Origin of the sequence: Streptomyces sp. NPDC057623 (assembly GCF_042800355.1) — a bacterium.
In the GTDB taxonomy this organism is placed as follows: domain Bacteria; phylum Actinomycetota; class Actinomycetes; order Streptomycetales; family Streptomycetaceae; genus Streptomyces.
In genome coordinates, this window is record NZ_JBHVGZ010000059.1 from 23,023 (window position 1) to 45,085 (window position 22,063).

Annotated in this window: 21 protein-coding genes and 2 pseudogenes; 15 read left to right on the plus strand and 8 right to left on the minus strand. The window is 69.5% G+C overall.

The features are described 5' to 3' along the window. The first annotated feature begins 7 nt into the window (after positions 1-7). Positions 8-775, plus strand: coding sequence for a glucose 1-dehydrogenase (locus tag ACFU95_RS38640; protein ID WP_383838337.1), 768 nt, complete (start codon positions 8-10; stop codon positions 773-775). A gap of 250 nt (positions 776-1,025) precedes the next feature. Here ACFU95_RS38640 and ACFU95_RS38645 read toward each other — a convergent pair whose 3' ends face one another. Next, a complete protein-coding gene (locus ACFU95_RS38645; RefSeq protein WP_383838340.1) occupies positions 1,026-1,973 on the minus strand; it encodes a LysR family transcriptional regulator in 948 nt (315 codons plus the stop codon). A 157-nt stretch (positions 1,974-2,130) separates the two neighbouring features. Between ACFU95_RS38645 and ACFU95_RS38650 the strand changes: the two genes are divergently transcribed. Next, complete coding sequence (locus ACFU95_RS38650) at positions 2,131-2,289, plus strand: hypothetical protein (protein ID WP_383838343.1); 159 nt, start codon at positions 2,131-2,133, stop codon at positions 2,287-2,289. Between the two features lie 213 nt (positions 2,290-2,502). Here the strand turns inward: ACFU95_RS38650 and ACFU95_RS38655 are convergent, their stop codons facing one another. Then, positions 2,503-3,546, minus strand: a complete 1,044-nt coding sequence (locus tag ACFU95_RS38655) for an MFS transporter (RefSeq protein WP_383838347.1) — start codon at positions 3,544-3,546, stop codon at positions 2,503-2,505. 331 nt (positions 3,547-3,877) lie between these two features. Between ACFU95_RS38655 and ACFU95_RS38660 the strand changes: the two genes are divergently transcribed. Continuing rightward, positions 3,878-4,447, plus strand: a complete 570-nt coding sequence (locus ACFU95_RS38660) for a TetR/AcrR family transcriptional regulator (protein WP_383838350.1) — start codon at positions 3,878-3,880, stop codon at positions 4,445-4,447. Between the two features lie 488 nt (positions 4,448-4,935). Here the strand turns inward: ACFU95_RS38660 and ACFU95_RS38665 are convergent, their stop codons facing one another. Beyond that, the gene (locus ACFU95_RS38665; RefSeq protein ID WP_383838353.1) at positions 4,936-6,075 is read right to left on the minus strand and encodes an aminoglycoside phosphotransferase family protein; all 1,140 of its coding nucleotides are present in this window, start codon (positions 6,073-6,075) and stop codon (positions 4,936-4,938) included. 525 nt (positions 6,076-6,600) lie between these two features. Between ACFU95_RS38665 and ACFU95_RS38670 the strand changes: the two genes are divergently transcribed. The 4 genes from ACFU95_RS38670 to ACFU95_RS38685 all read left to right on the plus strand — a co-directional run bounded on the left by ACFU95_RS38670 (position 6,601) and on the right by ACFU95_RS38685 (position 10,880). After that, entirely contained in the window at positions 6,601-7,557 is a 957-nt protein-coding gene (locus ACFU95_RS38670; RefSeq protein ID WP_383838356.1) for an LD-carboxypeptidase, read from the plus strand. Between the two features lie 242 nt (positions 7,558-7,799). Then, a complete protein-coding gene (locus ACFU95_RS38675; RefSeq protein ID WP_383838359.1) occupies positions 7,800-8,570 on the plus strand; it encodes a hypothetical protein in 771 nt (256 codons plus the stop codon). A gap of 468 nt (positions 8,571-9,038) precedes the next feature. Further along, positions 9,039-9,509 carry a DIP1984 family protein gene (locus tag ACFU95_RS38680; RefSeq protein WP_383838444.1) on the plus strand — a complete coding sequence of 157 codons (471 nt, stop codon included), beginning with the start codon at positions 9,039-9,041 and terminating at the stop codon, positions 9,507-9,509. Between the two features lie 537 nt (positions 9,510-10,046). Further along, positions 10,047-10,880: a PIG-L family deacetylase gene (locus ACFU95_RS38685; protein WP_383838362.1), complete on the plus strand. Its 834-nt coding sequence runs from the start codon at positions 10,047-10,049 to the stop codon at positions 10,878-10,880. Between the two features lie 261 nt (positions 10,881-11,141). Here ACFU95_RS38685 and ACFU95_RS38690 read toward each other — a convergent pair whose 3' ends face one another. Continuing rightward, positions 11,142-12,305 (minus strand): glycosyltransferase family 4 protein, encoded by a 1,164-nt coding sequence (locus tag ACFU95_RS38690; protein WP_383838365.1) that lies wholly within the window; start codon positions 12,303-12,305, stop codon positions 11,142-11,144. Further along, positions 12,302-13,465: a hypothetical protein gene (locus ACFU95_RS38695; protein WP_383838368.1), complete on the minus strand. Its 1,164-nt coding sequence runs from the start codon at positions 13,463-13,465 to the stop codon at positions 12,302-12,304. The genes ACFU95_RS38690 and ACFU95_RS38695 overlap by 4 nt, the downstream gene beginning before the upstream one ends. A 142-nt stretch (positions 13,466-13,607) precedes the next feature. On the opposite strand from ACFU95_RS38695, the gene ACFU95_RS38700 reads away from it, so the two are divergent. Beyond that, positions 13,608-14,810, plus strand: coding sequence for a sensor histidine kinase (locus ACFU95_RS38700; RefSeq protein WP_383838371.1), 1,203 nt, complete (start codon positions 13,608-13,610; stop codon positions 14,808-14,810). A gap of 5 nt (positions 14,811-14,815) precedes the next feature. Further along, the gene (locus ACFU95_RS38705; protein ID WP_383838374.1) at positions 14,816-15,499 is read left to right on the plus strand and encodes a response regulator; all 684 of its coding nucleotides are present in this window, start codon (positions 14,816-14,818) and stop codon (positions 15,497-15,499) included. A gap of 353 nt (positions 15,500-15,852) precedes the next feature. On the opposite strand, the gene ACFU95_RS38710 is transcribed toward ACFU95_RS38705, so the two are convergent. Further along, on the minus strand, positions 15,853-16,425 hold the full coding sequence (locus ACFU95_RS38710) for a GNAT family N-acetyltransferase (protein ID WP_383838377.1): 573 nt from the start codon (positions 16,423-16,425) through the stop codon (positions 15,853-15,855). Here ACFU95_RS38710 and ACFU95_RS38715 point away from each other — a divergent pair. Then, entirely contained in the window at positions 16,424-16,576 is a 153-nt protein-coding gene (locus ACFU95_RS38715) for a hypothetical protein (protein ID WP_383838380.1), read from the plus strand. The genes ACFU95_RS38710 and ACFU95_RS38715 overlap by 2 nt on opposite strands. Positions 16,577-16,647: 71 nt before the next feature. Here the strand turns inward: ACFU95_RS38715 and ACFU95_RS38720 are convergent, their stop codons facing one another. Further along, on the minus strand, positions 16,648-17,103 hold the full coding sequence (locus ACFU95_RS38720; protein WP_383838382.1) for a ricin-type beta-trefoil lectin domain protein: 456 nt from the start codon (positions 17,101-17,103) through the stop codon (positions 16,648-16,650). 226 nt (positions 17,104-17,329) lie between these two features. Between ACFU95_RS38720 and ACFU95_RS38725 the strand changes: the two genes are divergently transcribed. Further along, a complete protein-coding gene (locus ACFU95_RS38725) occupies positions 17,330-18,349 on the plus strand; it encodes a transcriptional regulator (RefSeq protein ID WP_383838385.1) in 1,020 nt (339 codons plus the stop codon). Between the two features lie 82 nt (positions 18,350-18,431). Next, positions 18,432-19,898, plus strand: a complete 1,467-nt coding sequence (locus ACFU95_RS38730) for a choice-of-anchor P family protein (RefSeq protein WP_383838388.1) — start codon at positions 18,432-18,434, stop codon at positions 19,896-19,898. A 291-nt stretch (positions 19,899-20,189) separates the two neighbouring features. Here the strand turns inward: ACFU95_RS38730 and ACFU95_RS38735 are convergent, their stop codons facing one another. Next, complete coding sequence (locus ACFU95_RS38735) at positions 20,190-20,318, minus strand: hypothetical protein (RefSeq protein ID WP_383838391.1); 129 nt, start codon at positions 20,316-20,318, stop codon at positions 20,190-20,192. 104 nt (positions 20,319-20,422) lie between these two features. Here ACFU95_RS38735 and ACFU95_RS38740 point away from each other — a divergent pair. The 3 genes and pseudogenes from ACFU95_RS38740 to ACFU95_RS38750 all read left to right on the plus strand — a co-directional run. Next, a pseudogene (locus ACFU95_RS38740) lies at positions 20,423-20,582 on the plus strand (IS5/IS1182 family transposase); the annotation flags it as partial. A gap of 403 nt (positions 20,583-20,985) precedes the next feature. Further along, positions 20,986-21,132 (plus strand): hypothetical protein, encoded by a 147-nt coding sequence (locus ACFU95_RS38745; RefSeq protein ID WP_383838394.1) that lies wholly within the window; start codon positions 20,986-20,988, stop codon positions 21,130-21,132. Positions 21,133-21,135: 3 nt separating this feature from the next. Further along, positions 21,136-22,063: pseudogene (locus ACFU95_RS38750) on the plus strand (CHAT domain-containing protein); the annotation flags it as partial.

Here is a 22,063-nt window from a genome sequence, read left to right on the forward strand (position 1 = left end):
ACACACCATGAACCCCACCTACGACTTCTCGGGGCAGGTGGCCCTGGTCACCGGCGCCGCCTCCGGCATGGGCCTGGCCGCCGCCCACGCGTTCGCCGACTCGGGCGCCGCCGTGGTTCTGGCCGACCTCGACCACGATGCCGTCCACAAGGCTGCCGAGGAGATCACCGGCCGCGGAGGGCGGGCGATCGGAGTCGTCTGCGACGTCACCGACGAACAGCAAGTGGACGTGGCGGTGCGGCGCGCGGTGACGGAGTACGGCCGTCTGGACATGGCGTTCAACAACGCGGGCATCCAGGTGCCGCCGACCGACGCGGCCGACGAGACGGCCGACTCCTTCGACCGGGTCAACGCCGTCAACCTGCGCGGCGTCTGGGCGGCGATGAAGCACGAACTGCGACAGATGCGAGAGCAGGGCAGCGGCGCCATCGTCAACTGCTCGTCCCTGGGCGGGCTCGTCGGGCTGCCCGAGCGTGCGGCCTACCACGCCTCCAAGCACGGCGTCATCGGCCTGACCCGCAGCGCCGCGGTCGAGTACGCGCCCCGAGGCGTCCGCATCAACGCAGTGTGCCCCGGCGTCATCGACACCCCGATGGTCGCCGACATGGTCGAGAACCAGGCCGAGGCCATGGCCGGGATCATCAAGGAACAGCCCATCGGCCGGTTGGGACGAGCGGACGAGGTGGCGGCAGCCGTCCTGTGGCTGTGCAGCCCCGGCGCCAGCTTCGTCACCGGAACAGCTCTTCCCGTCGATGGCGGCTTCACCGTCCACTGATGCGGCGTCGATCAGGCACTCTTCCGTCGTCGACGGCGGATACACCGTGAAGTGACCCCCCTCTGGGTTGCGATCGCCTTCCCGAGCGCGTCCGGCCCTCTCGCTGGGCGCGCGGGGATGCCATACCGCTTGGCTCGACCAGCCTCCCGACGAAGCGACGAACCAGAGCCCCCTGACTGGGGCTTGCTGGCTTCGTCCGCCTCTGCTTCGTCCGCCTCCCCTTCTTCGCTGCCCGGTTCCCGTAACGCGGCTACCAACGGCGGGCGACGCTCCGGAGCATGTCACGCACCCGAATCACGTCGGGGTTGGCCTCGGAGCCCGGTCGTTGCACGAGGAACAGGGTGTTGAGCGGCGTCTCTTCCGCTTCGTGGAGGAGCATGAGGCGGCCGTCGTCGAGGTACTCCTGGCACAGCGAGCGCGGCAGCACACTGACGCCGGCGCCCGCGTTGACCGCGGACAGCACGGCGTACAGGTTGGGCACGGTGACAGCGGCGCGAGTGGTGAGCGGCTTGCCGAAGACCGTACGCCAGTAGCGGCGGACGATCGGCAGGTCCTCGGCGTACGTGACCATGGGGATCTCGCGCAGTGCCGCGCACAGGTCGTCCGCCTCCACCTGCCCGGCGACGCGCTCGGCCCAGGCGGGGCTTGCCACCAACAGATACTCCTCGTCGGCGAGCGCGACCGACGCGAGGGCCCGGCCGCGCGGCCGACGGGTCGTGATCACCAAGTCATGCCGTCCGGTGCGCATCTCCTCCAGCAGCGGCTCGGGCAGGCCCTGGGCGACCCGCAACTGGACTCCGTCGGCGACGAGGGGGACCAGCGCGGGCAGCACCCGTACGCACAGCAACTCCGACGGCCCCGCCAGGTGCACTGGTGCCGCGACTGAGCCGCCGTCCTCCAACCCGGCCAGCGCGTCGAGCGGACCGGCGATCTGCCCGGCGAGTTCGTGCGCGTACGGCGTGGGCTCCACCCCGCGCGGAAGCCGGGTGAACAGGTCACGTCCTGTCTGCTGCTCCAGGGCGCGGATCTGTGCGGTCACGGTCGGCTGGGACAGCGCGAGCCGAGGCGCCGCCGCGGTGAACGACCCCGAGCGGTACACCACGAGGAAGGTGCGCAGCAGGTTCAGGTCCGCGTGCGGCGGGACCTGCTTACCGCTGACCACGGGGGCCGTGACTGCGGCGGCTGTCTGGTTCTTCACGGGCACCAGCGTACTGCCCAGGGCCATCGGCAATCCGATGCCAGATATCGAGTTGCCTATTGGCAAACCGATGAGTGAGCGTCCTACCGTCGGACGACACCGAGCGCTGGCAACCCACCCGAGTGGCGACGACGCAGCCTGGAGCAGGGAGAAACACATGGCGAAGATCCCTTTCGTGATGACGGGCGCCGACGGGTGGAGGCTGGCCGACGGAGCCCAGCACCAGACCGGGTTGTGGGCCTACGAGGCCGTGGTCCCCATGAGGCGTTCACGGCCGCAGGCCACGAGACCGCCCAGGACGTACACGGCGTCGTAGTCGTCGAGGCGGACGTCAGCCACCCCACCGGCTGCCGAATCTCGCCAGCCACGGTGATCAACCGGTACACGAGAGCGGAGGTCTCCACCATGGCCGGTGCACGCGACAAGGTCCTCGACGCGGCTGAGGATGTTCTGCTGGGCGAGGGGGCCCACGGCACTTCGTCTCCAACGAGGTGATCGTGAATGGTGTCACGGCCGCACAGGTCTGGCATTACCTGAGCAGGCCGACGACGGCCGTACCGAACCCGGTGACCAGCGTGGAGCGCAGGCCGATGCGCGGCATCAGCCTGGTCGTCACCGTGGTGGCGAGCAGTGCGGCAAGCATCATTGGGACGAGGGCCAGGCCTGTGGTCATGGGGCCGAATCCCTGGATGAGCTGGAACCTCTGGCTGAGGAAGAACATCGGCCCGAACTGCGCGAACATGCCCAGCAGGACGCACATCGCACCGATGACGAAGCGACGGTCGGCGAACAGCGTCAGGTCGAGCAGCGGGTGTGCCAGACGCCGCTGGCGGTGGACGAAGACGCTCAGCAGGGTGACGCCGACGGCGAGCGCGGTGAGCGTGGTCGAGGACACGCCGTGTTCGGTGTCCTTGATCGCGTACACCACGCAGAAGATGCCGCCCAGCGACAGCAGTGCGCTCAGTACGTCCCACCGGCCTTCGCGGTAGCCGTGGGACTCGGGCACCAGCGCCGCGACGAGCGGCAGGCACAGTGCGATCACGGGCGCGGCCGACCAGAACGCCGCCTGCCAGCCGAGGTGCTCCACCAGCAGCCCGCCGGCGATCGGGCCCGCCGCCGCGCCTGCCGCGCCCACGGCGGACCAGACCGCGATGGCCATGGCGAGCTCGCGCTGGTCGGCGAAGACGTTGCGCAGGATCGACAGTGTGGACGGCATGATCACGGCAGCGCTGACGCCCAACAGGGCACGGGCCGCGATGAGTTCGCCGGGTGAGCCGGCGAAGGCCGCGGCCGTCGAGATGAGCCCGAAGAGAGCGCTGCCGATGAGCAGGGGTGGTCTCGGCGGGCAGGTCGCCGGCGATGACGTCCTGGTAGTGCTCGGGCAGGATGCGCAGCTCCGGCTCGCCCTCGTGCTCGATGGCGATGGTGGTGTCCGGCCCCATCTTGGCGCCGGGGAAGCGGGAGGCGTTCTCCAGGGCACTCTCGCCCTCGTCGGGCTGGAAGGCGGCCACGTAGACCAGGGCCTCGACGTTCGACGCCTCGCGGGCCGCGCGGGTGATGATCGCGCCGGCATAGGAGTGGCCGACCAGGACGACCGGGCCGTTCACGGCCTTGGTGACGGTGGCGACGTATTGTGCGTCGGACTCCAGGCCGCGCAGCGGGTTCGCCGCGGCCACAGTGGCGTAGCCCTGCCCCTGGAGCTTGGCGATGACTCCCTTCCACATGCCGGAGTCGCCGAAGGCGCCGTGGACGAGAACGATGGTGGGGGTGGTGCTCATGAGTTCCATTCCTCCCAGGGAGAACGATCGGTCTTTCTGGGAGAGAGATTAGTCGTTCTACTTGGGGCGCTGCAACGTGACGGGGGCGACAGTCGAGAACGACTGGTCTTTCTTTACGATGGGTGTATGACGACCGTCTCGGAGCTGCACCCCAAGGACCGGCTGCTGCGCACCGCGTCCCGCCTCTTCTACGCGGAGGGCATCCAGGCCGTGGGCATCGACCGCCTGGTCACCGAGGCCAAGGTCACGCGTGCCACCTTCTACCGGCACTACCCCAGCAAGGACGACCTCGTCTCGGCCTACCTCACGGCCACCGCCGAACAGATCCGGGACGCGGTCGGACAGGCGCGGCAGGGCAAGACGCCGCGCGAGGCACTCCGCGCGGTCATGGCCGTACTCGGCGACGCGACCCTCGAAGACGGCTTCCGCGGCTGCCAGTTCCTCAATGCCGCCGCCGAATACCCCGACCGCACGCACCCGGTGCGCGCGGTCATCGACGACCAGCGCACCTGGCTGTTCGGCGTGCTGCGCGACCTCTCGGCCGCCATGGGACACCCCGACCCCGACCACGCCGCACGCGTCCTCGTCCTGCTCCATGACGGCGCGTTCCAGGCCGCCGAACTCGACAACGCCAAGGCTGTCCGCGAAACACTGCGCCGCGCCGTCGACGAGGTGTTTCCCGCTCAGGACGGCTGACGACGGTCCGCCGCTGCGGGTGATCCCCGCTCATCGGGCTTGCCATCCCGCTGGGCGTGACCCGCGCCGCTCAATCTTCGATGGCACGCGCTCAAGGTTCGGTGTCACGGGGCAGCGAGTGACCGCGCGGGAGGGCCTGGTCGGGGGTTCGGCGGTGCGCGACAGTCTGCCGGCCTGGCAGGCCGGAGTTCACCTCGGGCCGACTTCACCTGTCTGAATACAGCGGTTCGGCAAGGTGCGTCTCCCTACTTCCGTTTGTGCCGACACTTCGAAGGTCATCGGAAGCATCACCATGCTGGGGGCCAGGCCGGAGACTGGTGATAGTCAACGCGGGGAGAACCTGATGAGGGTATGGAAGCATGCAGGACTCGCGGCCGTTGTGGCTGCGGTAACCGTCGGCATCATGAGCCCGACCCCCTGGGACAGCCACAGGCAGCCCGTGTCAACACAGAGCGCGGCAGCCTCGCCAGCCGACGAGGACGACACGGTCACCATCCTGTGCGGCGGCGGCTGCCCGCAATAGGAACCGCGCGGCGCACATTACTGATCCTTCGGCGGCAGCACCTCACCGACTGCTCCCGCTGAAAACGTCCGAGACAACTCTTCGGGCGGGTGCCGGAGCAATGGACCAGCCGAAGGCCGCTTCCACGTCCGGTGAACTGCGAAAAGCCTCGCCCAGTTCGAGCCGCGTGCGACAACGGGCCATCAACGACGAGCGAAGAAGCGCGGATCAAACACCCTTCAGGACACGGTCGAGTGCCGCCCGGCCCACGGGTCCCCAGTGCGGTTTGCCGCCGGGAAGGCCCCGGTCTCCGTTCTGCCCCATGAGTATCAGGAAGAGGCTCTTCATCGCGGCCAGCCCGCGGGCGCGCCGGATCGCTGCCTCGTCTGCGTGCGCGTACGTGCCGAAGAACCGTGAGGCCGTACCAGCGGGGGAGCAGCACCCATGCGGCGGCGAGGTCCCATGCCGGGTCGCCGGCGAACATGTCACCGAAGTCGACGATGCCGGAGAGCGTTCCGTCCGAGACGACGACGTTCGCGGGATGGAGGTCGCCGTGCACCCACAACGGCGGGCCCTCCCACGGGTGGGCCGCCACGGCGTCGTCCCAGACGGCGCGGACGTCGGCAGCGATGCCGCCGAGGGCGACGGCCTGGAAGAAGTTCTCGAAGCCGTCCGTGCAGTTCCTGGGGTGGGCACCACGGTCCGTAGCTATCGGTGCCTCGGCAGGCGCCTCCACATGGAGCGCCCGGAGGAAGCCCGCCAGCGTGTCGGCCGCGTGGTCGCCGCGGCTGATCGAACCGTGGTCCAGCGGCTCGCCGGGAACCCACGTCATAACGGTCCAGTGCTTGGCGAAGCGCTCGGACGGTTCGCCGAACCGCACCGGGGTCGGCACCGGGAGTGGCAGGCGCGGGGCCAGCACAGGTAGCCACCGCCGCTCCTTGAGCTGAAGCTCCGGGGTGGGGTCCATGCGCTGCATGCGGACGGCCAACTCGTCCCCGAGACGCCACATCTGGTTGCCCCAGCCGCCCGCCACTTCGCGGATGGCCAGCCCTGCAAGGTCTGGATGCTGCTCCTGCAGCAGGTCGCGGACCAGGTCTGCGGTGATCTCGATCTCGGTGTCGGTCATGCGAAGTCACAGTACTGAGGTGGCAGGCGGAACGGCTTTCACTCTCCGGAACACCTCGCTGTGATTCCTCTGGGCTGGTCGAGAGGAATCACAGCGACAATCTCGTCGACCGCATGGGCCGGACGGACTGATGGGCTATCCGGACCACATCCTGACTGACCAGGCGATGGCCACTGCGTCAGCGGCGTGCCATGTCCCGGTCCTCGGTTAGTAAGCCGTCCCGGCCGGCATTGCACAGGGCCTGATCTCCTGGCCACGATCCCTCTCGGTGAACGAACCATCGCCGGCCACACCGGCGGCACCTGCTCGCGCGGGCGAGGCCGGGCACGCGGCACTGGACGAATACGCGAACGGACGGGGCACCTTGGCACTCACGGAAGTCGTCCACGTCTTCCGAGCCGCGGTGACACGCTCCCGCTCCGCGAGGTTGTGGATGCCAATGGGTGGCAGACCGAGCGCTGTGGACGCCTCGTGGCTTGATCCGGGGCCTGATGAAGGCATCGGTGAGTATAGGAAGATCACGGCATGAACACCTTCGACAACCACCAGATCTTGAGGTCGCCGCGGTTACGGCAAGGGGACCGGGTGCGGATCGTCGCTCCGGCCTGTCCCCCCAGCCGCGAGCATGTCGCTCGTGGCGTTGAGGTATTGACGTCATGGGGGCTTCGGGCCGAGGTGGGCGAGCACGTCTTTGACCAATGGGGGTATATGGCCGGTCGGGATGAGGATCGCGTCTTCGACCTGAACTCCGCATTCGGCGACCCGGGGGTCCGCGCAGTGTTCGCCGCCATGGGCGGCAAGGGCACCTACCGCATTGTCGACGACCTCGACACCGACGCGCTGCGCCGCGACCCCAAACCGGTGGTCGGCTTCAGCGACATCACCCACCTCCACCTCGCCCTCTGGGCCCGATGCCGCTTGTCCTGCCTGCACGGCCCCTTCCCCAACGCGAGCGACGCATGGTGCGGGCCTGCATCAGCCGACGCCGTCCGCCGCGCGCTGATGACCACTGATCCCGTCATCATCCACCGGGACACCAGCCAGGCCAGCGCGGCCGTCACCGTCGACGGCACCGCGACCGGTGTCCTGCTCGGCGGCAACCTCGACGCGATCCGCACCGAGGCCGGAGCCGGTCTGCCGAGCCTCAGGGGGGCCATCCTCTTTCTCGAACACAAGAGAGGGACAGGGCTGGGGGAGGTCGACCGCGCGCTGACCCAGCTGACCCGTAGCGGGGCTCTGGACGGGCTGCACGGGATCGCGCTCGGCCAGTTCCTCGGCTTCGACCAGGACGCCGATGACCCGACCCTGGGTGGATGGGGCATCGCAGACGTCCTGCGCGACCGACTGACTCGCCTGGGCGTTCCTGTCCTCGGCGGACTCCCCGCCGGACACGGGCCACACCCTCCGACCATCCCACTCGGCACTGCGGCCACGATCAACACAGCTGATGGAACCCTGACGGTTCAGCCGGCTGTCGCCTGACCGTCGGCTGCTGACCCGGCCGGTCGAGCAACGAGCCAGACTGGGCCCGGGACGAACGCCGAAGGGGCGCCCGGACCGAATCTGCGAGATTGGGCACGTGCGGGGGCCTCGTAGCAGCTTGCGAAGTCGTTGTATCGGAACGACTGTCGGGCGCGACACCGCCGTGAGACACCGCAACCCCAGCGGCGGGCACCCGACACCCCGCGCGGACACTTGTTGTCCAGGGCAGAGACAATCGGCGCATGTCTGAGACCTTCGTCGACCTGGGAACGGTCAATGCGCCCTCTGGTGTGCTGGTGCTTGGCATGGCCGGGGGGATCGACCAGTGGCGAGATCTGGGTCAGCCCCTGTCCGAACGCGCAAGGACGGCTGCGGCAAACGGAGGGGGCCACCTTCGTGAGTGGTTGTGCGAGGCGGTAGCGGTCCCGGCGGCGGCCGATTGTCCTTTGAAAGTACGGGCCAGCACCTCGCTGTCTCCGTTCGACGGGGAACCGACGATCGCGACCTTGGAGATCAGCCTCGGTCTTCTCCGGCCCGGTACCACGGAGGGGTCGGAACCGGTCCGGCTCGGGGACCTGCCCGTCGACCGGTGCGGCATGGTTGTCGGCGACGCCGCAGGGTTGGACGCGTGGACGGGAATGGACGACGAGCCGGCCGACGGGCTCGCAGATGTCTTCTACTGGGGCCTGTACGCGGACGACGCGCATGCGCAGTTCGGTGGTGAGCGGATCGCGCAGTACGGCGTCGACGGGCCACACGGGTGGCTGGACCTCCCGGTGGCTGAGGCGGCCGCATGTGCGGCCGAACTCACCGCCTGGCGCGACCGCCTCCATGGCAAGGGCCTCATGGTCTCGGTCGACAAGCACACCGATTTCCACCGCTTCCAGCGGGCCGGGTGGCACCATCCGCTCCACGTCGGCTCGATCGACGTCGGCGGCTGTCAGGTGCTCGGCATCGAATGGGACCAGGGAGACCACTCGATCAGGCACCGCGGTGAGCGGGACGCCGGCTAGGTCTATCCGGTCACGCTCGAAGCCGACGCGGCGGGCGAGATGGTGATGCGATGGACCATCCCGCCCCACGACTTCGACGGCGATGACGAGTGACGAGCCCAGCGGGTTCCAACCCTGTCTCACCACGTGCCAGGCCCCAAGTCACAGCGGCGGGATGTGACACGAGCCGCGAGACACGACACCATCAGCTGTAGGGTTTTCGAATTTCGTGTCGAAATCTCACGGCTGGTGCCAGGTGGAAGTCGGATCCGGCGTGGCGCTGAGAGATGCATGTCTCCTCGCGCTGAGACTGTCGGATGCCCAGTCGTTTTCGTTCGTGCTGTCGGATTCCCCTTTGTGGCGCTCCGAGTGGCTGTCCGCTCTCACTCCAGCGGCTGGTCAGGGCCGCGGTGGAGCAAAATGCAGGTGCGTATGAGCCGGTTCGCACTCGTATACTCGTGCGGGCTCATGGAGGGGGAGGTGGAGACAGTGAAGCTTGCCGAGGCACTGGCAGAACGTGCGGAGGCGACGCGCCGTGTGGAACAGCTGCGAGCGCGTGTCGTCAGCAGTGCGCGGTACCAGGAGGGGGAGACGCCCGCCGAGGATGCGGCTCAGCTGTTGGCTGAGGCCGGTGAGGTGCTGGACGCTCTGGAAATGCTGATCCGGCGGATCAACCGGACCAATGCCACCGTGGAGATGGGTCCGGACGGCACGCTCACCGATGCCCTCGCACGCCGGGATGTCCTGCGGTTGCGTCACGCGGTGGTCACCGCGGCGGCGGACGCGGCGGCAGGTAAGGGCGAGCGGGGATACGGCCGGCAGCTCCGGTCCGAGCTGATGATGCTCTCCGCGCTTCCGGTCGCGGAACTGCGCGGTCAGGCGGATGTCCTCGCCCGGGAGATCCGCGAGGTCGACGTGCGGATCCAGCGTACGAACTGGGAGGTCGACTTGCTGGACTGAGTAGTCCAGCAAGCTGGGACGATGTGGAGCAGGTAGCAGTTTCGGAGGCGTGCACACACCGAGGGCCGGCGGTTTTCCAGCCCACTCCTGGCGCGTGAAGAGCAACGCGGGGGTTCGACTCCCCAATCAACAGTGCAGCTCAGCACCGCGTACAGGTAATGGTGCACATCGCACAGCACATCACCACGTGCAGATCCGAGGCGGCGAGGGCGGGTTCGGGGCTTTCCACATCGCAACACCAAGGAGACGGCGATCTCCGGCGGATACTGTTGGCGATTTCTGCGGCGCTCCGCCGTCCATCGCGGACGGGACTTCCGCGAAATCAGGTCGTTCGAGAGCGCTGGCCACGGCAAGGCGGCCGCGCCGGGAACAGCCGGGCCGGTCGGCGCGGTTGCCTTGACCGAGGGACCGGCGCCGTAGGGGTGGGGAAGACGGAGACCATAAAGTCCGTCCGCCCTGTCAGGATCCGGGCCCCAGGATCGCGGCACGCCGGCCGCGCACTCGTACCAAGACGTATTTCTGCTGGAGGACTGTTTCATGACTGACCGCCCTTTGACGCTCATGGCAGTGCACGCCCACCCCGACGACGAGGCCACTGGAACCGGAGGGGTCCTCGCGCGGTACGCGGCGGAAGGCATCCGCACGGTTCTCGTGACCTGTACCGACGGCGGTTGCGGTGACGGACCGGGGGGTGTCAAGCCCGGCGATCCCGGGCACGATCCGGCGGCGGTCGCCCTGATGCGCCGTCAAGAACTCGAGGCGAGCTGTGACGTCCTGAAGGTCAGCGATCTGGAGATGCTGGACTATGCCGACTCCGGGATGATGGGCTGGCCGGGCAACGACGCCCCCGGATCCTTCTGGCAGACCCCCGTGGAGGAAGGCGCGGCCCGACTCGCGGAACTCATGCGGCACTACCGACCTGATGTGGTCGTCACCTACGACGAGAACGGCTTCTACGGCCACCCCGACCACATCCAGGCCCACCGCATCACGATGGCGGCGCTGGAGATGACCGAGCTGACCCCGAAGGTGTACTGGACCACGATGCCCCGCTCGGGGATGCAGCGGTTCGGCGAGATCATGCGCGAGTTCGGTGAGGACATGCCGGAGCAGGATCCCGCCGAGGCCGCCGCGCTGGCCGAGATCGGCCTTCCCGACGATGAGATCACCACGTGGGTGGACACCACCGCCTTCAGCGGCCAGAAGTTCGACGCGCTGGCCGCGCACGCCAGTCAGGGCGAGAACATCTTCTTCCTCAAGATGGGCAAGGAGAGGTTCGGCGAGCTGATGGGCATGGAGACGTTCGTACGTGTCCAGGACGCCACCGGCGCGGCCGTACCCGAGAACGATCTCTTTGCCGGACTGCGCTGATCCGCCCGTCCGGAGCGGAGCCCGGGAAAGCTCATCGCCGGCACGGCGCGATCGAGCGGTTCCGAGACGCTGTGGGACGACGGAAGCAGCAGCGGCAGGTCACGAGGACGGTCTCCGACACCGACCGCGAGATTCTGCAACCAGCGGTGGGATCTCGATATCTGTGGCCGAATGACGACGGGGCGGTGACTGTGCGGCGGCCCTCGTGAGACACAGCGGGCCGGCGGCCTGCTGTGTGGTTCGGGTGGGGCTGACGCTCACTCATCCTGTTGCTCCCGTTGAGTGGAGCAGCTCCGCCAGAATCGCGTAGGAGCGGTCCCAGGACCACTGCGTTCGGACCCAGTGGTGGCCCTTCTCGCCCATCTGGTGGGCGAGTTCGGGGTTGCGTAGGAGTCTGGTCAGGCGGTCCGATGTCGCCGCTACCGAGCGGCCGTCGACGACATGGCCGGTTTCGCCGTCGCGTACTGCGTCCGGGGCGCCGCCCGAGTCGCCGGCCAGGACGGGGAGTCCGGCCGCGGCGGCCTCCAGGTAGACGATGCCCAGGCCCTCCACCTCCAGGCTGCGTCTGCGGGTGCGGCAGGGCATGGCGAAGGCGTCGGCGGCGGCGTAGAAGCGGGGGAGGGCATGGTGGGGGTGGCCGCCCGCGAAGACAACCGAGTCCAGGACGCCTTCACTCAGGGCGAGTTGGTGTAGGGCTGGGGCGTAAGGGCCGTCGCCGACCAGGAGGAGCATGGCGTCCGGGACCGCCCTGCGGATCCAGGGAAGCGCCCTGATCAGGGTGTCCTGGCCCTTGCGTGGGACCAGCCGGGCCGCGCAGAGGATCACCGGGCGGCGGCCCAGGCCGTGGCGGGCCCGCACCGGCGCGCCGTCCAGGTAGGGATGGAAGGCCGTGGTGTCCACGCCGGGGACCAGACGAGCGGTGCGGGTCCCGGGAGCCAGGGCCGCCTCGATCGGCCGGCGGGTGCTCGCGCCCAGCCAGGTGAGGGCGTCGACGTCCGTGCCGATGCGGCGTAGCAGGGCCCTGGCCCCGGGGGTGCGGGCCCACCACACCTCGTGGCCGTGCGTGGTGGCGACGGCGGTTCGGATGCCCGTCGTCTGCCGCAGCCGGCGCGTCATCAGGCCGAGCGGCGCCGCCGCGCCGAACCACACCCGGTCGCAGCCGTACCGGCGGGCCACGGATGCGGCGTGTGCGGTGGCCCTGGGGGTGGGCAGGAGGGTGCCTGCCCGGTGGCGGATGACCGGGTACGGAAAGGACTCGTCGGGTGCCCGCCGCGCCGTGATGGGGCTCGGTGTCGAGGTGAAGACGACCACCTCGTCGGGTGGGAAACGGTCGGCGAGTTCACGGACGAACGTTTCGATGCCGCCCTGCGTGGGCGGGAAGTCATTGGTGACGATCAGCGTCCGAGGGCGGGAGTTGTGTGTCATACGAGGGCCGCCTGCCTGGAAGGGGCGGCAGGGGTGGCAGTGGTGCTGCCGCGCTGCGGCCTGGGGTACGCCAGCGCCCCGAGCACCAGCGGACACACCAGGTAGCCGAAACGGGTCGCGGGCATCAGGGCCGTCGCCAGGCCCAGGCCGAGCGCGAGCCGGGCGGCCGCCGCCCGTGCCGTCCGCGGCGGCCGGACCCCCAGTGACACCGCGATCAGCAGCGCGCTCACCGCGAGGAGCGCGAGCGCGATCACCCTGCCGCCGGTGACGTACGTCGCGAGCAGATACCCGGGCAGCGGGCTCGCGGCCGGCGAGGCGGTGCCGGTGAGGCCCAGCGGGAAGGCGATGACGTTTCGGTAGAAGCCGCAGGGGTCGGCGAGGGCGAAGGGCAGCACCGCCGCCGTCGCGGTGGACAGGGCCACGGCCGCGTACCGCAGCACGGGCCGGCCGCCCCCGCATACGGCGATCAGCGCCGCTGCCACGGGCAGCGCGGGCCACGCCGTCCACTTGAGCGCGGCGGCGGCGCCCAGTACCAGCCCCGCGCGGCCCGCTCGCCCCTGCCCGGCGAGTACGACGCCGAGGCACAACAGGCCGACCACCGGAAGGTCGATCCCGCCCACCGAGAGGGGCAGCGCGACGAGAGGACAGGCGAGCAGCCAGGCTCGGTGCAGACCGGCCGCGACGAGGGCCGCCACGAACACGCCGCCCAGCCACCAGCGCGCGTCCCCGGGCAGCACACCGAAGAGTGCCATCCCGGGCAGGTAGGGGTTGAAGTCGGCGACGGCCGCAGGGTCGGCGACGTACGGGCTGCCGTTCCTGAGCAACAACTGCCCCGACCGCTCGACGACCCTGACCTCCAGCTGCCCGAGCCCGGCCGTCACCAGCGAGGCGAGCGGCACCACAGCGGCCCCCGCCACCGCGACCATCCGGGCGGCGGGACGGGAGCGTGCACCGCAGGCCAGGAGCGCCGCGACCGCGTAGCCCGCCCCCGCCACCGCCCCCCACACCCGGTGCGGCTCCAGATCCGAGACCAGGGCGAGCCCCAGCGAGGCGACCGCGCAGCCGGCCCACGCGTACCGCTCGTACTGCTCGTACCGCTGGTGCTGCACGTGATGTACGAACTGGGTGTGGCGTACGTACCGTTGAAGAATCTTCGTCATGTCCATCGACGGTAGGAATGTGCAGGTCGTGGAACGTCAACCGAGACTCCGGACCTGGGACTCAACCCGTGGCATGACATCCGGCCGCAGGCTCAACCCGTGCGGTGACGCGCGCACGCGCGCCGGCACGGACCATGGAGGGATGAGTACGTCCCTGCAACACCCCTTCCGCGCCTGGATCGCCGCGCCCGCCTACCCCTGGGCCACCGGCGGTCTCCTGACCGCCGGTGCCGTGGCGGAGCTGATCGCCTTTCCCGGATCCGTGACCACCACGATCGGAGTCCTCGTCTCCTGCGCCTCGCTGATGTGGCGGCGGTCGTTCCCGCCCGTCGCGGTGCTCACGGTCGCCGCGGGGCTGCTCGGATTCGCCGGGGACGTCAACCTGTACGTCTCGATCACGGCGAGCGGGCTGATCGGCTGCTACACCCTGGGCCGCGACCGGGTGCTGCACCCCGCGCTGACCGTCGCGGGCGCCGCGCTGGGGGCCCTGTGCGTGAACCTGGTGCACATCAACACCTGGTCGCGGATGAACCTGCCGGTGCCCGCGCTCTGGGAAAAGGGCTCGCTCAGTCTGTTCGCCGAGTCGTTCCTGCTGACCGTGGTCATCTTCGGGGCCGTGATGATGGGTGACGCGGTACGTTCCCGGGAGGAGACCCGCAAGGAACGGGACCTGGCCCAGGCCCAGTTGATCGCCATGGAGCGGCAGCAGGCCGCCGAGGCCGAGCGGGCCGCCATCGCCCGTGAGCTGCACGACATCGTCTCGCACTCGGTGTCGATGATCGCCGTACAAGCCGAGAGCGCCACGTACACCACTGCCGGACTCACCCCCGAGGCCCGTGACGGCTTCCAGCAGATCGCCGGCACCGCCCGCTCCTCGATGGCCGAACTGCGCCGCCTCCTCGGTGTCCTGCGCACCCCCCAGGACGAGGCGGACACGGCCCTCATCGCCCCGCAGCCGACCCTCGACCACCTCGCCGAACTGGTCGCGCAGCACCGGACGGTGGGCGGCGAGGCCGAGCTGAGGGTCACCGGGGAACGGGTGTCGCTGCCCGCCGCGTGGGAGCTGTCCGCCTACCGGATCACCCAGGAGGCGCTGACCAACGCGCGCAAGCACGCGCCCGACGCCCGTACCGTTGTGGAGATCGACTACGGCGCCGACCGGCTGCTCACGCTGCGCATCCACGACGACGGCCCGGGCCCGGGTTCCGGTCCAGGCTCCGGCACGGGCCACGGCCTGACCGGGATGCGGGAGCGGGCGGCCCTGGTCGGCGGCCGGCTCAGTGCGGGCGCGGGCCCGGACGGAGGTTTCCTGGTGGAGGCGGAGCTGCCCTGGGGGACCCGGTGATCGGCATGGCGAAGGAGTCGGGTGTGATCAGGGCACTGGTCGCCGACGACCAGGCGGTCGTCCGCACCGGCTTCGTGAACCTCCTCAGCACCCAGGAGGACATCGAGGTCGTGGGCGAGGCCGAGGACGGCGTGCAGGCGGTACGCGTCGCCGCCGAGACCCGGCCCGATCTCGCGCTCCTCGACATCCGGATGCCGCACAAGAACGGCATCGAGGCGGCCCGCGAGATCCTGGCCGGGTCCGGGGGCACGACGAAGGTCCTGATGCTGACGACCTTCGGCCTCGACGAGTACGTGTACGACGCGCTCGCCGCCGGGGCGGGCGGCTTTCTACTCAAGGACGCCACCTTTCCCGAACTGCTGCACGCGGTGCGGGTGGTGGCAGCCGGGAACGCGCTGCTCTCGCCCGAGATCACCAAGCGTGTGATCGGCGAGTTCGTGCATGCGCGGGCGTCGCGACTGCCGGTCCACTCGGTGGGGGAGCTCACGGCGCGTGAGGCGGAAGTGCTTGCCTTGATCGCCCGAGGGCTGTCCAACGCGGAGATCGCGGGCCGGCTCACGATCACGGATCACACCGTGAAGACCCATATCAACCGGCTGTTCGCGAAGCTGGAGCTACGGGATCGGGCACAGGCCGTCATCGCGGCGTATGAGTTGGGGCTGGTGCGGGTGGGAGGCGGGGCCGGCTGAGGGACCTCCCCGGGGCGCGGCCGGGTCGACCACCTCACCGCCGCCCCCTGGTCGAGACCGATCCCCGACTCGCGGACCTGGCCACCGCCCGAAAGGTCATCGCAGAGGCCGCACCGGCAGCAACCGAGCCCGACCAGCCCGAGACGAGCACCGCCTACCAGGCCGTCGTGAACGCCTTCAACCAGCCCCCCCGGACGGGCATTCAGGGCCCGCGTAACCGCACTAACACCTCGGCATGTCCACCGGTGAGGCAACCGTCAACATCACCCGCAGCCGCCTCGGATGCCTCACCCGCCAAGGCTTCCTCACCCAACCCGGACGAGGCCGCTACCTAAAGCGGTCTTGACGTCCACTTAGCTGCCTGGAATCGGCACGGCTGACGGCCGCCACTCCCGCTTGATCAACCCGAACACCCATGAGTCGGATACGTCGCCATTCACGATGCAGTCTTCCCGCAACGTCCCTTCCCGCACGAATCCGATCTTCTCCAACACCCGGGCGGATGCCACGTTGCGTGTATCGGCCTCGGCCTGGACTCGATTGAGGTCCAGTGTGTCGAATGCCCACTGCAGCAAGGCGTGTGCGGCCTCCGTCGCGTAGCCGTGGCCCCACATCGCATCGTGCAGGACATAGCCCAAGGACGCGCTGCGGTAGTCCGGGTTCCATCCGGTCAGACCGCACCAGCCGACGAAGGCCCCGTCAGAAGCTCGCTCGATGGCCACCCGAGCCCCGGTGCCTTCGTCCGCCATCTTCCGGCACACCGCGATGAAGCGCTCGGCGCGGGCCCGTTCGGTCCACGGCGGGGAGTCCCAGTAGCGCATCACGTACGTGCTGCTGTGCAGCGCGAAGAGGGGATCCGCGTCGGCGTCGGTGAAGGAGCGCAGTCGCAGGCGAGCGGTGTGCAGCAGGGGGGTGGCCAAAGTCATGCGCACATCCTGCGTCCTCAGGGGCGGCCAGAACACCGAATTATCGATCCCGCCTCTGGTCCTCACCACCAAGGCACCGCCTACCACGGACGACCCGGACGTGAACGTCACCCGCAGCCACCTCGGACGCCTCGCCCGCCAAGGCATCTGACCCAACTCGGACGAGGCGACCACCGGAAGCGGACTCGGGCGCCCTCTGAGCATTCACAAGGTGTCGAACGGTCAGGAGTAGGCGTTCCACTGCTGGGAATCGCCGCCGGTGCACCTGACGAGCGTGACGTGGGCGATGGATCCTGACCCCTCGCCCAGGCAGGTCTTGGTCACGTTGTTGATCAGCTGCAGGCCCGCGGCGGTGGCGTGCACATCCCACAGAGCTGCCGGGTCGCTGGACGAGCAGGGCTTCATCGTCGCCTGACCGTTGCGGGCGACCAGACACAGCCTGTCACCCGCCTTTTGCCGCAGTGCGGAGAGCTCGCCGATGGCGTCGTTCATCAGCCAGGTCTGGTATGCGCCCTCGTTGCACCCTGTCGCGTAGGGCCCGTAGTCGGCCCGGTAGTCCAGGCAATGGCCCGTGGCGGCGTTCTGCAGGTGCCAGTAGCTCGACGACGCGTTCGCCGGCGCGGTACCCAGCGCCCAACCCAGCACAACGGCCGCACCCACGGCGGCAACCTTCTTCATCAACGCGGTCCCCCTCGGCTTGTTCCGGCATGGCGAAGCTCCACCGAAACAGTAAACAGGGGGACCAGGGGGAAGGACCGCCGACGGCAGATATGTTTTACGCCCGCCAGGAGCCAGAGCCGCGTCTCGCCGGCAAGCTCAGTGCCTGTTCGTGTCAATCGTTCATTTATCAACGTCACTTACGGTGATGGCTTCACTCGCGTGATGGTCATGATCGGGGGACGGCATGGCACTGCGTATTCACTTCACGGCGGAGGATCTGGCGCGAACGACGGTGGCGGCGCGCCCGGATGTCATGTGGGAGCTGACGATCAGCCTGCACCGGCTTCAGGCGCCGGGGTCGCCCGCCCGGTGCAGGCCCTGGCTCGGACATGTACGTGACCGGCTGCGCAGGAGTGACCTGCCGGATCTGCGGGGCGCACTGCGTCGGCTCACGACGCTCGTGCCGCCGCGCGGCGGCTTTCCCGACTTCCTCACGCCGCCGGGTCAGCTGGGTTTCGGTGCCGCGCTGGAGCTGATCGGCGGCGCTGGGCGGGAGCCGTTCGCCCGCGACCTCGCGACGGTGTTCCGCAGGCGTGAACGCCCGTTATGGGTGCGTCAGTTGGCCGACGGTGACCGCGAGTGCAGGCGGGATCTCGTGCGGGCGCTGGCTGTGTACCACCGTGAGCTGCTGCACCCCTGTCTCGCGGAGTTGGACGAGACGCTGTTCGCGGAGCGTGCGGCATGCGGGCGGCGTGTCCTGGACGGCGGGGTCGGGCGCCTGCTCGGCACGCTGTCACCGGCGGTGCGGTGGGCGTGGCCCGTACTCAGCAGCGACTATCCGGTCGACCGGGACCTGCACCTCGGCGGGCGCGGCATCACGCTCGTGCCGTCCTTCTTCTGCGCAACCCCGGTGACGCTGATTGATCCCGGGCTGCCGCCGGTGCTGGTGTATCCGGTCGGGGAGGGTGATTCGGGGGCGCGGGCGATGTCCCCGGCCGCTGCCGGCGGTGCGGCGGACGGCCTGGCCCTGGCGCTCGGGCGCACGCGGGCGCTGGCGATCCGGGCGCTGGCCCACCCCTGCTCGACCAGCGAACTCGCCCTGCGTATCGGGGTGTCGGCGGCAAGCGCCAGCAGGCATGCGGCGGTGTTGCGGGACGCGGGCCTGGTCACCAGCACGCGGCAGGGCGGTGAGGTGCTGCATGTCGCGACCCGGCTGGGGGCGGAACTGGCCGGAGGCAAAAGGTCCGTTTGCACCAGGGCGTAATCCCCTGGCGGGGGCGGCTGCACCTCTCCTCCAATGGTCATGGCCACACCAAGTGGCGTACCGCTACGGGGAGGGAAAGCCAGTGAAGAGACGTATCGTCATGGTGCTGGGAGGGGTCTTGGCGGCGGCTGCGCTGAGTGCGCCCACGGCCGCGGCCGAGGACCCGCCGGACCGCCCGGACTTCAAGCTGCCGTTCGCCTGCGGCCAGACGTGGGAAATGGGCACGTACGACGGCCACGGCCCGCCGGACGGGAGCCAGGAGGACAAGCGGCTCGACATGTTCCAGGTGGGCGGTGAGACGGAGGGCGCTTCGGTCCTGGCGTCGGCCGACGGTTATGTGCAGTGGGTGGGTGACCCCGGCGTCATCACCATCGATCACGGAAACGGCTGGTTCTCGCAGTACGTTCACATGACCGACCGGATCGCCAAGGGCACAGAGGTCAAGGAGGGGGATTTCGTCGGCAAGGTCGGTGGTGTCGGCGGGGTTGTGCCGCACCTGCACTACCAGCAGATGTACGACTCGGACGGCAACGGCTACCCCACGGAGGGGAATGACCTCGGCCCCGACGAGCTGGAGCACCCCGTCATCCAGGGCAAGAAGTACCAGCTGACTCCGCAGGACGGAAAGGTGGAGGTCAAGAGCACCAACAACTGTGGCGGCGGCGACCCGGGCGAGCCCGATCCCGAGCCCGAGGCCACCACCCTCGACTACACCGGCGACGAGAGCATCTCCAACGGTGCCGACGCCGTCCTGTCCGCCGTACTGAAGACGAAGGAGGCGGACGAGCCCGTTGCGGGCCGCGAGGTCGCCTTCGAGCTGGGCTCCGATGACGGCACTGTCCAGACCTGCGAGGGCGAGACGGACGACAAGGGCAGGGCGACCTGCAAGGTCGAGGTCGCGGACCAGAAGCTGACGCAGGACGGCACCGTGCCGCTCACCGCCGCCTTCGCGGGCGACGACGTGTACGTGAAGTCCAAGGACAGCGCCGACCTCAGGCTCCAGCACGTGCAGGGCCGTTCCTACGGCCTCGCCGCCGAGGTCCCGCTTCCGCTGCTCCCGCTGAGCATCGACCCGACCCCGGACACCGGCACCCTCAGTACGGCCCAGGCGCAGACCAAGGGGCCCGAGTGCGCCGAGAACGTCAACGCGCTCGTCCTGAACGCCGACGCGCTCTGCGCCGAGGTCGCCACCGAGGTCGGCCCGAGCACCGTCACGTCGACGGCCACCGTGGCCGACGCGACCATCGGCCTGCCCGGCCTCCCGGTCGTCGGCATCTCCGGGCTCACGGCACAGTCGTCGAGCAGCTGCACGGCGTCGACGGGCAGCGTCGACCTGGTGCTGACCGTCGCCGGAACCCCGGTCGAGATCCCGGACACCCCGGGCTACGAGCTCGACCTCGGCCTCACGGGCAAGCTCGTGATCAACGAGCAGATCCCGGTCGAGGGTGCCGACGAGGGCCTGACGGTCAACGCCGTGCACCTGACGACGCCGGCGGGCGCGGATGTGGTGATCGGCTCCAGCACATCCAGTGCACACCACTGCGCGTAGCCGGCACCGGCACTCGCGTACCTCCGTAGGACTGCGGGCAGGTAGGTCTGTGAGTACGTAGCTGAACGCCTTCGCCCCGCCGGGCAGAACCAGCTTGGCGGGGCGAAGGCGCGTACGGGCGACGACCAGGGCTCGTTGCCCGGTCGTGTGCCCCGCGGCCGGCCGGGTGCAGAGTGGCGCCGCATGCCCTGCCTGTGGTTCCTGGTCGTCGGCAAGCCCGTGGTGCTGTCCTTGCGGGTACGGCGGTTCCTCTGCGCGGTTCGGCTCGCTGGGCTGGCGCTCGCCGGGCGCTCACTTCGACAGCGTGACCGCGTGGACGTCGAAGTCGGCGGCCACCTGTTCCAGTGTCATCCATGGGCCGCGGTTCCTCGCGACCCGCACGACGTCCCGCGGAAACTCCCCGGGATATGGCTCGGGCACGGCGGCACCCTTCCCACCCGCCGCACAGGGCAAGCCAGTTCCGATGTCACCCGATCATGCACCAGACCCTGCCGTCCGCCAGGTGCGGGTGACATGATCTTGTCGTGTTCGGCGGGCTGAGCACGTATCTGCGGCGTGAGGGGGGGCGGACCCGGTGCGCAAAGGCTGGCCCTGGAGCCTGCCGCTGGAGGACTGGGTCCTCCTGGTCGCCCGTACTGGCGCACGAACCTGACCCTGCGCCAGGCCGCGGAAAGCGGTGGTTTGCCGACCGCGGAGCACGCAAGCCAGTAGCGTGATCGAACGGAGTCCGTGCGACATGGGGGTGGTGAGTGCAGGCGCCTGTGACCGTCGTGCGGCTCGCTCGGCTCGTCCTTCTGGTGCTGCGCGGGGTCACCTACCAGTTCGTTCGTCCGGGAACGCCGCCGCGGGCCGGTGCCCGGTGAGCGTGATCTGGGTCAGCGGGTGCCGCGGGCGATCGTCGCGCCGATCGCACTGGACGCCCTCTGCGCCCTCTACGCGGTGGTGGCGGGGCCGGCGCTGGTTCGCCTGGCTCAGGGCACCGGCGGCCCTGGGGCGGCTTCGTGGAGCGGCCGCGGGCGGAAGACTTCGGCGTGCAGGAGTTCGTCGAAGCCGGAGAACCGGCGGCCGTGCCGGGGAAGGAGCGATGATGGCGCACGAACCCGAGCTCTCGCCCGAAGAGGCGGCGCTGCTGCAGGAGGCCGCGGAACGCGGCTACACCCCGAAACGCGAGGTCGCCGAGCCGGACGAGGCGCCCGGCGGACCGGCCGGTACCTCGAACGCCGACGAGGACTGACGCGTGGGTGGCGAGCCCGCGAACGGCCTGGCCGAGAGGTTCTGGGAGGCGTTCCACGTGGCCCGGCACAGCGCGGACCCCACGTCGGTGGAGAAGGCGATCGACCTCGGCCATGCCGTGCTGGCCGCCGAGGACGTGGCCGAGCGCAGCTCGGTCCTGTCCAATCTCGGGGGCCTGCTGCAGACCCGCTACCACCAGACCGGCGACTTCGAGTTCTTGCAGGAAGCCATTCAGAACGTCACGGAGGCATACCTCCTGTCTTACGAAAGCCCGGAGGATTCGGCGAGCTACGCCAACAACATCGGCATGCTGCTGCACACCGCGTTCCGGCAGAACAAGGACCGCGGGACCCTGGCCGACGCGCTGGACTGGAGCCGGACGGCCGTCGACGAGGCCTCCACGAAGAAGGCGTTCTACCTGGGGAACCTCGTTGTCGCGCTGCGGACTGCGTTCACGGTGACGCAGGACCTCGCCCTCCTGGCGGAAGCCGTCGAGCACGCGCGGGCCGCCGTCGAGTGCTCCCCCGATGACGTGCTCACCGCGAGGAGCCTGCACTTCCTCGCCGTCGTCCTGCGCGACTGGTTCGACGACACGGGGGAGACCGGTGTCTTGGAGGAAGCCGTCGACACTGCGCGGCGAGCGGTGGAGCTCACGCCGGCCGGGTCGTCCGACGTGCTCGACCGGTTGAAGAACCTCGCGTACCTTCTCGACGACCACTACCAGGCTCGCGGGGCGCGGGATGACCTGGCCGAACTGCTCCGGGTCCGGCAGACGTTGGTGGCCCACACCCCGGTCACCGATCGGCGGCACTCGCGGAACCTCGTCGAGCTGACGACCACGGAACGAGACTGGGCAGGGATCGCAGGTGAGCGCCCGAAACCACCCAACAGCCGGGAACACACCACCACCCCAACCCCAATGTTCGGCTATT

Bases quoted from the DNA above. Each gene is read 5' to 3' on its own strand.
- ACFU95_RS38725 (WP_383838385.1), top strand. From the start codon at position 17,330: ATGGCACTGCGTATTCACTTCACGGCGGAGGATCTGGCGCGAACGACG.
- ACFU95_RS38660 (WP_383838350.1), top strand. From the start codon at position 3,878: ATGACGACCGTCTCGGAGCTGCACCCCAAGGACCGGCTGCTGCGCACC.
- ACFU95_RS38705 (WP_383838374.1), top strand. From the start codon at position 14,816: ATGGCGAAGGAGTCGGGTGTGATCAGGGCACTGGTCGCCGACGACCAG.
- ACFU95_RS38650 (WP_383838343.1), top strand. From the start codon at position 2,131: ATGGCGAAGATCCCTTTCGTGATGACGGGCGCCGACGGGTGGAGGCTG.
- ACFU95_RS38710 (WP_383838377.1), bottom strand. From the start codon at position 16,425: ATGACTTTGGCCACCCCCCTGCTGCACACCGCTCGCCTGCGACTGCGC.
- ACFU95_RS38670 (WP_383838356.1), top strand. From the start codon at position 6,601: ATGAACACCTTCGACAACCACCAGATCTTGAGGTCGCCGCGGTTACGG.
- ACFU95_RS38675 (WP_383838359.1), top strand. From the start codon at position 7,800: ATGTCTGAGACCTTCGTCGACCTGGGAACGGTCAATGCGCCCTCTGGT.
- ACFU95_RS38640 (WP_383838337.1), top strand. From the start codon at position 8: ATGAACCCCACCTACGACTTCTCGGGGCAGGTGGCCCTGGTCACCGGC.
- ACFU95_RS38745 (WP_383838394.1), top strand. From the start codon at position 20,986: ATGGCGCACGAACCCGAGCTCTCGCCCGAAGAGGCGGCGCTGCTGCAG.
- ACFU95_RS38665 (WP_383838353.1), bottom strand. From the start codon at position 6,075: ATGACCGACACCGAGATCGAGATCACCGCAGACCTGGTCCGCGACCTG.
- ACFU95_RS38720 (WP_383838382.1), bottom strand. From the start codon at position 17,103: ATGAAGAAGGTTGCCGCCGTGGGTGCGGCCGTTGTGCTGGGTTGGGCG.
- ACFU95_RS38715 (WP_383838380.1), top strand. From the start codon at position 16,424: ATGCGCACATCCTGCGTCCTCAGGGGCGGCCAGAACACCGAATTATCG.
- ACFU95_RS38685 (WP_383838362.1), top strand. From the start codon at position 10,047: ATGACTGACCGCCCTTTGACGCTCATGGCAGTGCACGCCCACCCCGAC.
- ACFU95_RS38655 (WP_383838347.1), bottom strand. From the start codon at position 3,546: ATGCCGGCGCGATCATCACCCGCGCGGCCCGCGAGGCGTCGAACGTCG.
- ACFU95_RS38695 (WP_383838368.1), bottom strand. From the start codon at position 13,465: ATGACGAAGATTCTTCAACGGTACGTACGCCACACCCAGTTCGTACAT.
- ACFU95_RS38700 (WP_383838371.1), top strand. From the start codon at position 13,608: ATGAGTACGTCCCTGCAACACCCCTTCCGCGCCTGGATCGCCGCGCCC.
- ACFU95_RS38690 (WP_383838365.1), bottom strand. From the start codon at position 12,305: ATGACACACAACTCCCGCCCTCGGACGCTGATCGTCACCAATGACTTC.